Annotated in this window: 11 protein-coding genes; 10 read left to right on the plus strand and 1 reads right to left on the minus strand. The window is 71.2% G+C overall.

The annotated features are described in order from the left end of the window. Positions 1–146 precede the first annotated feature (146 nt). The 6 genes from ACP15J_RS10005 (at position 147) to ACP15J_RS10030 (ending at position 6,067) form a co-directional block, all read left to right on the plus strand. Positions 147–884, plus strand: a complete 738-nt coding sequence (locus ACP15J_RS10005) for a GntR family transcriptional regulator (RefSeq protein WP_424980928.1) — start codon at positions 147–149, stop codon at positions 882–884. Positions 885–1,219: 335 nt separating this feature from the next. Then, positions 1,220–2,212, plus strand: coding sequence for an ABC transporter substrate-binding protein (locus ACP15J_RS10010; protein ID WP_424936843.1), 993 nt, complete (start codon positions 1,220–1,222; stop codon positions 2,210–2,212). Positions 2,213–2,217: 5 nt separating this feature from the next. Then, positions 2,218–3,249, plus strand: a complete 1,032-nt coding sequence (locus ACP15J_RS10015) for an ABC transporter permease (RefSeq protein ID WP_424936844.1) — start codon at positions 2,218–2,220, stop codon at positions 3,247–3,249. 10 nt (positions 3,250–3,259) lie between these two features. Next, positions 3,260–4,036, plus strand: a complete 777-nt coding sequence (locus ACP15J_RS10020; RefSeq protein WP_424936845.1) for an ATP-binding cassette domain-containing protein — start codon at positions 3,260–3,262, stop codon at positions 4,034–4,036. After that, a complete protein-coding gene (locus ACP15J_RS10025; RefSeq protein ID WP_424936846.1) occupies positions 4,036–5,358 on the plus strand; it encodes a M20 family metallopeptidase in 1,323 nt (440 codons plus the stop codon). The genes ACP15J_RS10020 and ACP15J_RS10025 overlap by 1 nt, the downstream gene beginning before the upstream one ends. Before the next feature lie 34 nt (positions 5,359–5,392). Continuing rightward, positions 5,393–6,067: an HAD family hydrolase gene (locus ACP15J_RS10030; RefSeq protein ID WP_424936847.1), complete on the plus strand. Its 675-nt coding sequence runs from the start codon at positions 5,393–5,395 to the stop codon at positions 6,065–6,067. A 144-nt stretch (positions 6,068–6,211) separates the two neighbouring features. On the opposite strand, the gene ACP15J_RS10035 is transcribed toward ACP15J_RS10030, so the two are convergent. Further along, complete coding sequence (locus tag ACP15J_RS10035; protein WP_424936848.1) at positions 6,212–8,746, minus strand: fibronectin type III domain-containing protein; 2,535 nt, start codon at positions 8,744–8,746, stop codon at positions 6,212–6,214. A 274-nt stretch (positions 8,747–9,020) separates the two neighbouring features. On the opposite strand from ACP15J_RS10035, the gene ACP15J_RS10040 reads away from it, so the two are divergent. The 4 genes from ACP15J_RS10040 to ACP15J_RS10055 all read left to right on the plus strand — a co-directional run bounded on the left by ACP15J_RS10040 (position 9,021) and on the right by ACP15J_RS10055 (position 13,852). Beyond that, complete coding sequence (locus ACP15J_RS10040) at positions 9,021–9,872, plus strand: polysaccharide deacetylase family protein (protein WP_424936849.1); 852 nt, start codon at positions 9,021–9,023, stop codon at positions 9,870–9,872. A 153-nt stretch (positions 9,873–10,025) separates the two neighbouring features. After that, on the plus strand, positions 10,026–11,453 hold the full coding sequence (locus tag ACP15J_RS10045) for a CCA tRNA nucleotidyltransferase (protein WP_424936850.1): 1,428 nt from the start codon (positions 10,026–10,028) through the stop codon (positions 11,451–11,453). Between the two features lie 288 nt (positions 11,454–11,741). Further along, complete coding sequence (locus ACP15J_RS10050) at positions 11,742–12,401, plus strand: SGNH/GDSL hydrolase family protein (RefSeq protein ID WP_424936851.1); 660 nt, start codon at positions 11,742–11,744, stop codon at positions 12,399–12,401. A gap of 134 nt (positions 12,402–12,535) precedes the next feature. Further along, on the plus strand, positions 12,536–13,852 hold the full coding sequence (locus tag ACP15J_RS10055; RefSeq protein WP_424936852.1) for a heparan-alpha-glucosaminide N-acetyltransferase domain-containing protein: 1,317 nt from the start codon (positions 12,536–12,538) through the stop codon (positions 13,850–13,852). Positions 13,853–13,927: the final 75 nt, after the last annotated feature.

Raw genomic sequence — 13,927 nt, forward strand, 5'->3', positions numbered from 1 at the left:
CACCGTCGGCATCCCCGTTCTCGATCACGCGGAAGTCCCCCGACCCGGCTCTTCGTTGCTATGGTCGGGGCATCGTCGCCGGCACTGTCTGACAACATCCGGCCCGACGATGTCCAGGTCTTGAAGGAGGCATCCTGTCTGAGAAGGTGAGCCGCGTGAGTCCGGCGGGGCGAGAGAGCATGGTCGAGCGGGTCTACGACCAGGTGCAGGAGCTGATCTCCCGGCTGGGCCTCAAGCCCGGAGATCGACTGAACACGGAGGCCGAGCTCGCCGAGCTCTTCGGCGTCTCCCGATCCACGGTCCGCGAGTCGCTGCGCCTGCTCGAGCAGGAGGGCGTCGTGCATGCGGTCCAGGGCCAGGGGCGCTTCATCTCCGCCTCCAGCTCGCTGCGCGTCGAGCGCCCGATGACCAAGTACGAGAGCATCACCGAGGTGCTCGACGCTCGGGGCTACCGCGTCAGCAGCGCGGTCCTGGACGTGTCGACGGGCGAGGCCGACGAGGAGGAGGCCGAGGCGCTCGGCATCGAGCGAGGCGCCGAGGTGATCCGGCTGCTGAGGATCCGGTACGGAGACGAGGAGCCGCTCGTGATCAGCGCTAACACGCTGCCGCGTGCGACCCTCCCTGGGCCTCTGGAGCACCGGGACTGGAGCGGATCGCTCACGGCGGCGCTCGCCGCCCACGGGCATCATGTGAACGCCTCCATCGCGACCATCTCGGCGGTGGAGCTCCCCGAGGAATGGCAGCAGCGGTACAACCTCGCCGGCCTGGGGCCGTGGCTCCTCGTGAAGGAGGTCGGCATGAGCCGCCAGGGCGATCGGGTGCTGTACGCCGCGGACTACCACCGGGGCAGCGAGATGTCGTTCAGCGTCCTCCGGCAGCGGTGACGGGCGCGACCGACGCCCTCACCGGGGTCGGTCGCGCCCGCGCGACGGCGCTTTCCGAAAGGGAGGCGCTGTTCGGCGTGCGGCCGGCGGGGCGGGCCCCTCGGGCGTCCCGGTGCGGAGCGGCCGGGTCATGTTTCATTCAGATGACGTGTGGTCTGATGTCTTGACTTGTTGTCAGACATCGCTTTATGTTGCTAGTCAACCTCTCCGGAGGTCCTACCCAGCACCAGACCTGCTGTTGCCGGACGTGGTCGTCCCCGATCGTCCCGATCGTCGGCGGACCGGCCTCGGCGGCAGCCTCCACCACATCAACGGCGAGAAATGACGAGGACAGCATGAACACCACCAGCAAGCGCACATCGGTCGGCCTCGGAGTCGGCATCCTGACCTCCGCCCTCGTCCTGGCAGGCTGCACTGCCGGCGGCGGGACCGCGGGCGGCGGGGGAGATCAGGTCACTGTCGCGTTCATCCCCGGCATCGCGTCCGATCCGTTCTTCCGCGCGATGGAGATCGCCGCGAAGGAGGAGGCCGAGAAGCTCGGCGTCCGCCTGATCTGGCAGGGCGCCGCGGACCAGTACTCCCCGCAGTCGCAGCTTCCCTTCGTCGACGCGGCGCTGACCGAGGACATCGACGCGCTCGTGCTCGTCCCCACCGACGCCGACGCGCTCCAGCCGAGCGTCACCAAGGCCACGGCGCAGGGCGTCCCCGTCATCACGGTCGACACGACCGTGTCGGACCGCTCCGACCTCGTCTCCCACATCACCGGAGACAACCGGGACGGCGGCGAGCGCGCGGCCAAGGAGATGAACGCGCAGACCGGGGGCAAGGGGAAGATCCTGGTGATCTCGGCCTCGCCGACGAACACCACGGGGACCCAGAGGGTCGAGGGCTTCGAGAAGGCCCTCTCCGGCTCGTACCAGGGTCTCGACATGCTCCCGGTGCAGTACGCGTACAGCCAGCCTTCCGAGGCGACGACGATCCTCAACACGACGCTGCTGGAGAACCCGGATCTCGCCGGGGTCTTCGCGGTCGACGGCACCTCGTGCACGGGGGCGGTCGCGGCGCTGCACAACTCGAACAAGGTCGGCGCCGTCAAGCTCATCTGCTACGACGCCTACGCGGCGCAGGTCGCCGAGCTCGAGGCCGGAGCCATCTCGGCGCTCATCGCGCAGGATCCGGCGCAGGAGGCGCGTCTTGCCCTCCAGTTCGCCTACGCCAAGGCGACCGGCAAGGGCCAGGATGAGATCAAGGAAGAGGTCGTCATCCCCAACGTCGTGATGAACCGCGACAACCTGGGTGAGACCCGCAAGTACCAGTACGCCGAGTGACGCCGATGACGAACGAGACGAGCACGACCACCCTTCAGACCAGCCCGGTCCTCACCGGGCGCGGAGAGCGCTGGAAGGAGCTGGCGACGCGCCAGGAGACCCTGTTGATCGCGGTCTACGCGATCATGGTGCTGGTCTTCTCGCTGATGAACCCGCGGTATTTCTCCACGGCGTCCTTCGGCAACATCCTCCAGGACTTCGCCCCCGTCCTGCTGATGGCGATCGGGCAGACCTTCGTCATCATCACCGGGGGGATCGACCTCTCCGTCGGCGCGGTCCTCGGGCTCTCGGGCGTCTCGGCCGCCCTCGCGATCCGCAGCACGACCGAGAGCGGCATGGCACCCCCGCTCAGCATCGCGATCGGCATCCTCGCCGCCCTGCTCGTGGGCGCCGTGGTCGGGATCGTGAACGGCCTGCTGATCACCCGGGTGCGGCTGGCCCCGTTCATCGCGACGCTGGCCACGATGGGGGTCTGCACCGGCACGACCCTCGTCGTGACCGGCGGCGTCCAGATCGCCGGGGCGCCGAAGGAGGTGGTGCTCCTCGGCAACACCCGTCTCGCGGAGGTCCTGACCGTCCCGCTGCTTGTGGTCTTCGGCATCCTGGTGATCGCCTGGCTCGCTCTATCGCGGACCCGTTTCGGCAGACACACCTATGCGATCGGGTCCAACGCGTTCGCCGCCAGGGTCGCGGGCATCAACGTGGACAGGCACCTGATGAAGGTCTACGCGATCGGCGGCATCCTGGCCGCGGTCGCCGGGCTCTTCGTCTACTTCCGCCTGGGCTCCGGCTCTCCCGCCTCGGGGCGAGGAGGCGAGCTCCAGGCGATCGCCGCGGCGGTCATCGGCGGCATCAGCCTCATGGGCGGGGTGGGCAGGGTGACCGGGACCGCGTTGGGCGCGCTGATCACGGCGAGCGTCCTCAGCGGACTGATCCTCATCGGCATCGAGCCGAACGCCCAGCAGATCGTCGTCGGGGCGCTCATCGCCCTGGCGGTCGCCGTGCAGGGCATCGGCCGAGCGAACGCGCGAGCCTAAGGAGCATCACATGAACACGGAGCACCACATGAACACTCAGCCCGTGTACCAGGCCAGGGGCGTCACCAAGAAGTACGGCAACGTGCTCGCTCTGGACGAGGTGGACTTCTCGGTCGCCGCCGGCGAGGTCGTCGGACTGGTCGGCGACAACGGCGCCGGCAAGTCCACCCTCGTCAAGGTGCTCTCCGGCGCCCATCGCCCCGATCACGGAGAACTGCTCCTCGACGGTTCCCCCGTGCAGTGGCATTCGCCACAGGAGGCGTTGGAACGGGGGATCGAGACCCTGTATCAGGACTCCTCCCTCGCGCCGGACCTCACGGTGAGCGCCAACGTCTTCCTCGGACGGGAGGAGGTCGTGCCCGGCTTCTGGGGCCGGCTCGGGTTCCTCGCGAACCGGAGGATGGACGAGATCGCGCGACAGGAGCTGGAGAAGGTCGGCATCGCGGTGCCGTCGTCGACCCGCACGGTGGCGCGCCTGTCCGGCGGTCAGCGCCAGGCGGTCGCCATCGGCAGGGCCGCCGCGTGGGCGAGCAAGGTCATCATCCTCGATGAGCCGACCAACCACCTCGGCGCGCGGCAGTCCGCCGAGGTGCTCGAGGTCATCCGGCAGGCGAAGGCGAAGGGCCTCGCGGTCGTCTTCATCTCGCACACCCTGCCGCACGTGCTCGAGGTGACGGATCGGATCGTGGTGCTGCGCCTCGGGCGGGTCTCGATGGACGCGCCGACAAGCACGTTCACCCCCGACAGCCTCGTCAAGGCGATCACCGGCCTGAGCGGGGCGGCCTGATGGGCGCGCCGGACGGCGCCCTCGCGCGGGAGAAGGCAGACGCCGCGATCCTCGAGTTCGCCGAGGAGGCCGAGCGTCTCCTCGCGGAGCTCGTCGCGGTCCCCAGCGTCAACCCCCTCCAGCCGGGGGTGACGGCCTCGGCGTACCAGGGCGGGGAGTCGCGGGCGAACGAGCTGCTGGCCGAGTGGCTGCGCGGGGCCGGGATGGAGACGCACACGGTCGAGGCAGAGCGAGGACGCGCGAACCTCGTCGGCATCCGCCGCGGGACCGGCGGCGGGCGCTCGCTGGGTGTCAACGCGCACATCGACACCGTCGCGCCGCAGCAGGGACGGTTCGCCGATCCGTTCCGGGCGGAACGCGTCGGCAACCTCCTCTACGGGCTCGGCACGACCGACATGAAGGCCGCGCACGCCGCCGCCTGGCTCGCCGTGAAGGCGCTGGGCGAGGCCGGTGCGGAGCTGCGGGGCGACCTGCACATCCACTCCGTCGTGGGGGAGGAGACGATGAGCCACGGCATCGGCACCACCGCCGTGCTCGACGCGGGCTTCGACGTGGACGCGGTGATCATCCCGGAGCCGACGTCGAGCGACGACGACCTCTTCCGGCTGGCCAACACCGCCGCCGGCAACTACCTCTTCTCGCTCACCGTGCGGGGGAAGTCCACGCACTGGGCGTCGCGCAACCTCGCGATCCGTGCGGGAGGGGACGGAGACGCCGTCGGCGTCAACGCGATCGACAAGGGTTTTTACGTCTACCGCGCGATGCGCCAGCTGGAGGAGCAGTGGGCCTTCTCGAAGCGGCACCCGCAGTTCCCGCCGGGCGCGTTCATCATCCACCCCGGCGTGCTCCACGCCGACATCGGGTTCCCCGCCGCGCCGTACTTCCCCGACCGTGCGCGCTTCGACTACCTCCTCTCCTTTCCTCCGGGGGAGACCGCCGAGCAGATCCGCGACGAGGTCGAGGCGCACATCCACGCGGCGGCCGCGCTGGACCCTTGGCTCGCCGCGCATCCGGTGGAGTTCGAATGGATCGACACCTGGCCTCCGGCCTACACGGATCCGTCGTCCGACTTCGCGCGGATCGCGCTCGCCGCGCGCAACGACGTCGCGACCGCCCTGGGCGCGACGCCTTTGGACACCCCTCAGCCCAACGGCGCGCAGTCGGACGCCTCCTTCTACGAGGCCCGCGGCATCCCCGCCCTCGTCTGCGGGCCGGGGAACCTTCTCGTCGCGCACGCGGCCGATGAGCACGTCGACCTCGACCTCATCCCCGCGACCGCCCGGATGATCGTCCGGACCGCGCTGGAATGGTCCGGGGTGTGAGGGGAGGCGAGGCGTCGGCCGAAGGCGCTCCGGCATGACCACGCACTTCGACGCGGTGGTGTTCGACTGCGACGGTGTGCTCGTGGACAGCGAACGCCTCTCGGCGACGGTCTCGCAGCGGATCCTGGCTGGGCTCGGATGGGACATCGGCGTGGACGAGCTGATGGAACGGTTCACCGGGTGCTCCCAGGAGCACCTCGTCGCGGCGATCGAGAGCCGGATCGGGCGGCGGCTCGAGCCGGGGTGGGACGCGTCCCACCGGGAATGGCTGGAGGAGGCCTTCCGCGCCGGGCTCACCCCGGTGCCCGGCATCCGGCGGGCGCTGGAGCGGATCGGGATGCCGGTGGCGGTCGCCTCGAACAGCGGGCACGAGCGCATTCGGATGAGCCTGGAACTCGTGGGTCTGCTCCCATGGTTCGACGGGCGCATCAGCAGCGCCGCCGACGTCCCGGCCGGCAAGCCGGCCCCCGACGTATACCTGAGGGCCGCGGAGATCCTCGGCGTCGCGCCGGAGCGCTGCATCGCGATCGACGACAGCCGGTTCGGGGTGGAGGCGGCCCGTCGCGCGGGGATGCTCGTCCTCGCCTACGGGCCCGAGGGGGCCTTCGCGCCGGAGGAGCGGATCGTCCCGATCGATGACCTCCACCGGCTTCCGGACCTGCTCGACCGGCTCGTGCGCGAGGGCCGGGTTGCCGCCGACCCGGTCTGAGCGCGGTCCGTCCTCACCTTTCTCCGGACGAATGCACTTCTGTCGGCCCGAATCGAGGAGACGGGCCGACAGAAGTGCGATGATCCGACAATCGGAGCCGGTGGGCGGGCCTGTTCGGAGTAGCCCACCAGCTCCACGGCAGCCCTACTCCGTGCGCAGCCGCCGGCGGACGGCGACGAGCACCGCTCCGGCGATCAGGAGCAGAGCGCCGGCACCGAGGTACGGCAGGCTGTCCGCGCCGGTCGCCGGAAGCGACCCCGTGCCGCCGGTCCCGTTCCCGCCGGGCGTGCCGGGGTTCCCCGGCTTCGGCGTCTCGGGCTTGGGCGTCTCCGGCGCGGCCGCGACCGTGAGCGCAGCGGTGACAGTGGTGCCGTCGGCGCGGATCGCGACGAGCTCGTGCTCTCCCGCCGCGGTGGTCGCGGGAACGGTCAGCGTCGCCGTGAGCGCGCCCGTGGCGTCCGCGGTGGCGCTGCCCAGCGAGACCGGCTCGGAGTGCAGCTCGAAGGCGACTCTCTCGCCCGCGGCGAAGTCCGCGCCGGTGACCGTCACGGTGCCGCCGGCCGTGACCTCGCTCGCGCCCAGCGCGATCGAGGCGGGGACGGGAGGGGTGACCCCCTTCTCGGTGACCCATTTCTGACCCGCGTCGGTCTTGGTGACCGTGAACTCGTCGTACTGTGCGCCGACGGGAAGGTCGGTCGTGGCCTTCTCGGTCTTCTCTGCGAGGTAGGAGCGGTAGACGAGCCGGTCGTGTGACACGTCGATCACCTGATAGGTGGTCACGCCCTCGCCGCGCAGCACCTGGGTGGCGCCGTTCTGGGTCCACACGTTGTCGGCGGCCGGAGCGAGCTCGTAGTGCTTGGCGCCGGAGTTGGAGACCACATACACCGGACCCGTCGTGACGCCGGGGGTGTCCGTCGCGTCGGCGTTCACGTAGCCGCGCGCGTAGACGTGGTCGTGGCCCATCAGCACCAGGTCGATGTTGTTGCTCTGGAAGACGGGCAGCCACTCCGCGCGGATGATCGGCTCGTCCCGGCCCTCCGAGGCCGAGAAGACCGGCTGGTGGAAGGTCACCACGTTCCACTTGGACGGGCTGCTCTTCAGCACGAAGTCGAGCCAGGCGGCCTGGAACTGCGTCCACAGCTGCTCGCCCTGCGCGAGCGGGCATTCCGCTCCCGTGCAGGAGGGGAGGTTCGACGGCGTGAGGAAGGTCTCGTCGGCGGTCGGGTTCAGCGTGATGAACCGCACGTCCTGGTAGTCGGTGAAGTACACCGTCTCCTTGGCGAACTCCGCCCAGTGGTCGAAGAGCGAGCGATACTGGCGCGCCACGTCGGTGTCGCCCTGCGCCCGCTTCGCGAGCTCGCCGATGGTGCTGTCGCTCGGGGCGTTGGCGGGGTACTCGAAGTTGGCCTTCCAAGCCTTCAGCAGCTTGTCGCCCTTGTACTCGTGGTTGCCGGGCGCCGCCATCACGTTCGTGCGCGTCGCGGCTTCCTGCATGCCCTTGAACCAGTTGATCCACTCGGTCTCGTTGCTGGAGGTGTTGATCAGGTCGCCTGCGTGCACGGATCCGACCGAGCGCGGCGCCTTCTCCTCGGCCTGCTTCACGACCGAGGGCCAGGTGCTGTCGAGGCCGATCTGTGCGTCGCCGTAGTAGACGAACTGGAAGTCGGTCTGCGCCGGGTCCGCCGTGCGGAACTCGTACCAATCGCTCCAGCTGCCGGGGATCCCCACACGGTAGCGGTAGGCCGTGGCGGGGCTGAGCTCGGTGACGGTGGTGGAGAAGTGATGGTTCGGGTTGCCGTTCACCACGCCCGCGTCGTAGGCGTCGATCGTCCGCACGGGGCCGCCGTCCGCGGTGCCGATCTCGACCTTCCCCGAGGTGTGCGACGCGTCTCCGGCCTGCCAGGAGAAGGACTGCGAGGTCGTCGGCGTCTCGGTGGGGGTGAGGATCACGCGCGAGGGCGGGGCGACGACGGGGGCGCCGGCGTCGGAGGAGGGGACGAGGGTGAGCGAGGACATGTCGAAGTAGATGTCCGAGCTCGACGCGCGGTCCTGGTACAGCGCGACCGCGATCGTGTTCGCGCCGTCGCGCAGGACGCCTCCCTCGGCGGTGAAGGTGCTCGTGAGCGGGTCGCCGTTGCTCTCGCCGGCGTACTCGCGGTTGGTGGTCTCGGTGATCCGGCCGTCGACGAAGCTCGCGACCTTCGTTCCGTTGATCCACACGACGAGCGCGTCGTCATAGGCGACGGTGCTGGAGAGCGTCGCGACCTTCTCGGCGGCGCCCTCCTCGAGCGTGAAGCTCGTGCGGAAGAAGTAGGTCGGGATCGCCGTCTTGGTGCCCTCGACGTAGTGGGTGAGGAGAGTGCGGGGCTGGTGCGGACCGACCTTGCCCAGGGCGCCGTTCTTGGCGCCGAACGCGCCGGGCGCGCTCTTCCAGGACGAGTCGTCGTATCCCGGGGCGGTCCAGGCGCGGAGGTTCGCGTCACCGCGGGCGGGGTCGGTGTCGTCGTCCAGGTAGCGCCAGGTGGTGTCGGTCGTGACGAGCGGCGCGGTCGGCACGGCGGGGCCGTCGGCCGCGCCGGCGACGGAGGGGGCGGCGATGGCGCCGCCGAGCAGGGCGAGGACGGTCGCGGAGACGATTCCGCGGCGCCGTCTCCGCACCGCGGGGGTGGGGGAGGTCATGGCGTTCCTTTGCGTAGCGGTGGTCTCCGTACGCTCGGGGCGCGCACGGATCCCATCACCCCATCAAGCCCGGATGACGTGCCGTTGTCGTCCGGGCGAAGGGAAGATGAACGCCGCGCGTGAGCGATCGTGGTCGCTTATCCCCCGCTAAGGGAACCTCCGTAGGTTGCCGGACGGGACGGCCCGGGAATCCGCGGCCGGCATGAGGCATGCAGCTTCACGGGGCCGTGAGTCCCTATGGTCCGATGACGGGGGACGACGAAGGAGGACGCGCGTGACGGCACGACGAGACGCCTGGGGGCGTCGGACCTTCCTGACGACGGCCGGCGTCACGATGGCCGGCCTCCTCAGCGGGTGCGCCGTCGGCGGCGAGGCCGGCCCGGTCCCGGCACCGACGACCTCCGCCCCGCCCTCGCCCCCGTCGAGCACGCCGAGTCCCACCCCGACGCCGACTCCCACGCCGACGGGCCGGCCCGCTCCGAAGCTCGTTCGCGTCCCCGCGCCGACCGAGGCGTTCACCGCGCTTCCGGGGGAGGGGAACCTCCTGGCCTGGACCGTCGACGACGGCTCCGACTCCGCGGTCGTGCGCGCGTACGCCGAGTTCGCCGCGGAGACCGGGACCAGGCTCACGCTGTTCGCGACCGCCTCCTATCCGGCATGGTCCGAGAACGCCGCGCTGCTGAAGCCGCTGGTGGCGTCGGGGCAGGTGCAGATCGCGAACCACACCTGGAGCCATCCGGATCTGCAGAGTCTCTCCGACCGAGGCATCGTGGACGAGCTGCAACGCACCCACGACCGGATCGGGGAGCTCTTCGGCGTCGACGCACGGCCGTTCTATCGTCCTCCGTACGGCTTCCACGACCGGCGCGTCCGGGAGGCGGCCGCCTCGATCGGGTACACCGCGCCCGCCCTCTGGTACGGATCGCTGGCCGACTCCGGTCTCATCCCCGCCGAGGAGATCGTCCGCCTCGGCACCGAGTGGTTCCAGCCGCAGCACATCGTGATCGGGCACCTCAACCACCCGCCGGTCACGACGGTGTTCCCGCAGCTCGCCCAGATCATCGCCGAGCGCGGGCTCGTGACGGTCACGCTCAACGACGTCTTCTCCAGCCCGCAGCATCCCTGAGCGGGGTGGGCCTCCCGGCGCGCGTCGGGACGACGGACGGCGGACGATCTGCCCGATGGCGGGCGACTCGCCGGCGAACCGTCAGCCGGATGGCGGATCGGTCGCCATCCGTAGGGCCGTGAGGCGGCCGCCGGCCCCGGTACCCTGGAACCCATGCTCAACATGGCCGAGGGACTCGCGCGTCTGGGCGCACTCGCGGAGAACCCGGTCGTGCGCACGCTCGCCGCCGCCTTCGCCGAGGAGGGCTTCGACCTCGCCGTCGTCGGCGGCCCTGTGCGCGACGCGCTCCTGGGCCGCGAGACGCATGATCTCGATTTCACCACCGACGCGCGGCCCGATGACATCTTCCGCATCGTCACGCCGATCTCCACCGCGCAGTGGGACATCGGACGCGAGTTCGGCACGATCGGCGCGCGGGTGCGGGGCGAGCAGGTGGAGATCACCACCTACCGCGCCGACAGCTACGACGGCCGGACGCGCAAGCCGACGGTGGAGTTCGGCGACACGATCGAAGAAGACCTCGGCCGGCGGGACTTCACCGTGAACGCGATGGCCCTGCGCGTGCCGCAGGTGACCCTGGTCGATCCGACCGGAGGCGTGGAGGACCTGGTCGCGGGCGTGCTGCGCACGCCGTCCGACCCGGCGGTGAGCTTCGGCGACGATCCGCTGCGGATGCTGCGGGCGGCGCGGTTCAGCGCGCAGCTCGGCTTCGAGATCGACGCCGACACCGCCGACGCGATCGTCCGGCTGCGCGAGACGCTGCGGATCGTCAGCCCGGAGCGGGTGCAGGGCGAGCTCGTGCGGCTGCTCGGCACCGCCGATCCGGTGCGGGGGGTTCGCGTGCTGGTCGACACGGGGCTCGTGGAGGAGTTCCTGCCCGAGGTGTCGGCGCTGCGCCTCGAGGTCGACGAGCACCACCACCACAAGGACGTCTACGAGCACTCGCTCACGGCGCTGCAGCAGGCGATCGCGCTCGAGGCCTCCCGGCATCCCGACGCGGAGCCCGACGTGCCGCTGCGCCTGGCGGTGCTGCTGCACGACATCGGCAAGCCCCGCACCCGCAAGCTGGAGCCCGGCGGCGTGGTGACCTTCCACCATCACGACGTGGTCGGCGCGCGCATGGCGCGCAAGCGCCTGCAGGCCCTCCGGTTCGACAAGGAGACGACCGACGCCGTGGCGACGCTGATCGAGCTGCATCTGCGGTTCTTCGGCTACGCCGAGGGCACGTGGACCGACGCCGCCGTGCGCCGCTACGTGCGCGACGCGGGCGAGCAGCTCGAACGGCTGCACATCCTGACCCGCGCCGACGTGACCACGCGCAACCGCCGCAAGGCCGCGCGCCTGGCCGCGGCCTACGACGACATCGAGCGGCGCATCGCGGCTCTCCGCGCGCAGGAGGAGCTCGACGCGATCCGTCCCGAGCTCGACGGCAACGACATCCAGCGGATCCTCGGGATCCCGCCCGGCCGCGAGGTGGGCGAGGCGTACCGGTTCCTCCTCGACCTCCGGCTCGACGAGGGCGTGATCGGGCCTGAGGCGGCCGAGGAGCGCCTGCGCGCCTGGTGGGCCGCCCGCGGCTGAGGCGCGGACCGAGGCCCGGGGCGGATCCGCCGGGTCTGAACGGCAGGCCTGAACCGCAGCCCTGAACCCCGGGGCCGAGCCGCCCGCCGAGCCCAGGGGACACGCCGCGGCTGAGCCTTCCGGCGGACCCGGGAAGGACCTCGGCGGGCGGTTCCGCGAGGCCCCGGGACGACGCGACGCCCCGGGACGAAGGGCGCCTGCATCCGCCACATTCCGTGCCGCCGCCCCTGCCGCGAGATCCCGCGCCCTAGCCTGTGTGCTTCGCGAAAGAGGGAGATGGGAGCGGCCATGGACGATCGCAAGAGCATTCTGTGCTTCGGGGACTCGCTGACCTGGGGTCAGATCCCTGCCGCGCCCGGCGAGCCGAGCAGACGCTATGCGCCCGAGAAGAGGTGGACCGGCGTTCTCGCGACCGAGCTCGGGCCCGGCTTCCACGTGGTCGAGGAAGGCCTGAGCGGCCGTACGACCTGCGTCGACGACCCCCTCGACCCGCGGCTCAACGGCGCCGCCCACCTTCCCGCCATCCTCGCCTCGCACCTTCCGCTCGACCTGGTCGTGCTCATGCTCGGGACCAACGACACCAAGGCGTACTTCGCCCGGACGCCGCGCGACATCGCCCTGGGGATCGCTGTCCTCCTCGGCCAGATCGCCGGATCCGCGCGAGCGGTGTGGACCGACTATCCCGCTCCCCGGGCGCTGGTCGTCGCCCCTCCCCGCCTTGGAAGGGTGCCGCAGGGATGGGGACGGGAACTGCTCGACGGCGCGGGCGAGAAGATCTGGCAGCTGCCCGCGCTCTACCAGTCCCTCGCCGAGGCGTCGGGAGCGGCGTTCCTCGACGCCGGCCGTGCCGCGGACTCCATCGGCGTGGACGGCGTCCACCTCACCGAGGAGAGCAACCGCACGCTGGGCCTCGCCATGGCACGGGCGGTCCGCGCCGCGCTGAGCTGACCGGCCGTCGAATGTCCCGCCCCGGCGGCGGGATCCTCTCTGATCCGCCCGGCGACCGCGCCCGGAAATGCAGACTCGGATCCAGCCATGAGGCGCACCGACGTCGCGCCTCCGGAGAGAGGTTGGTCCGTCCCGTGTCCGATTCCCCGTCCATCCCCGTCGTCGCCCCCGCGTCCCGCGTCCGCCACCGCGACCGGGGAGCGGGCTCGGCGCGTGTCTCCGGTCTGGACTTCGCCCGCTTCGTCGCCCTCGTCGGGATGATGATCGCGCACGTCTGGGCGCTGAACGCGAACGGCGGCTTCAGCCCCGCCCTCCAGGTGGTGTCCGGCAAGGCGGGCGCGCTGTTCGCCGTGCTCGCGGGGGTCGGCATCGCCCTCACCTCGCGCAGGAGCCTGGCGGACGGGCGGGTCTGGGCGGCGCGGCGCAACCTCGTCGGCCGAGGGCTCGCGCTCGTCGTCATCGGCCTCACGCTCGGGCTGATCAGCCCGCTCATCGCCGTGATCCTCGTGTACTACGGCATCCTGTTCTGGGGAGCGAGCCTGATGGTGCGCTGGTCGAACCGCACGCTCCTGATCGGCGCGGGACTCCTCGCCGTCCTCTGGCCCTTCGCGTCCTCGCTGCTGCGGGCCGGACTCCCGGAGCAGGTCGCCGGGGGCGGGAACCCCACCTGGCTCAGCCTGGGGGACCCGGGCGATCTCCTGCGCGATCTGTTCCTCAGCGGCGCCTACCCCGTCCCCACCTGGATCGTCTACGCCATGGCCGGCATGGTCGTCGGCCGTCTCGTCCTCGCGGCCGCCGACACCGCGTCCCTCCGCCGGCTGGGCCTCCGGCTCCCGATGATCGGCGTGCCGCTCGCCGCGCTCGCTGCGGGCGTGAGCGCGCTTCTCGCCGGGCCGTTCGGCGGCCTCCGGGCGCTCGAGAGCTCCTCGGGCGTCGATCCCGACCTCGTCGAGGAGCTCTTCTACGCCACCGGCTCGGGCACGTCGGTGGCGGGCAACTTCTGGTGGCTCGCCTCCCCGGCGCCCCATACCGGCACGTTCTTCGACCTGGCGATCACCGTCGGCATCGCGCTCGCTGCGCTCGGTCTCTGCCTGCTCCTCGGCACCGTCGTCCACGGCAGCGTGCGCACGCTCCTGGAGCCGATCCGTCGCGCGGGGGCCGCACCGCTCACCGTGTACACCGCTCACGTCGTCGCCGCGAGCGTCGTCGTCATCGCCGCGATCGCGACGGGCGCGACGGGCGGTCCGGGCAACATCCCCTGGTACATCTCCAGCGCGGGGCTCTGGGCGCTCCACGTCGCCGGCGCGGTCCTCATCGGCCTCGTGCTGGCCCTCCTCGGCCGACGGGGCCCGCTGGAGACGTTCGTCTCCTGGGTGGGCCGACTGTTCTCCGGGGCAGGGCGGAGCGGTCGGCCGCGAAAGCGGCAGCAGCCTGCGGACGCGACCGCGTGATCCGCCGGCGCGCGCACACGAGGGGCGGCGGCCGCACGGCAGGGGGCGAAAGGGTCCCGGTCGGTTCAGAGGGTC

Source organism: Microbacterium sp. S308A+ (assembly GCF_049800815.1).
Taxonomy (GTDB): domain Bacteria; phylum Actinomycetota; class Actinomycetes; order Actinomycetales; family Microbacteriaceae; genus Microbacterium.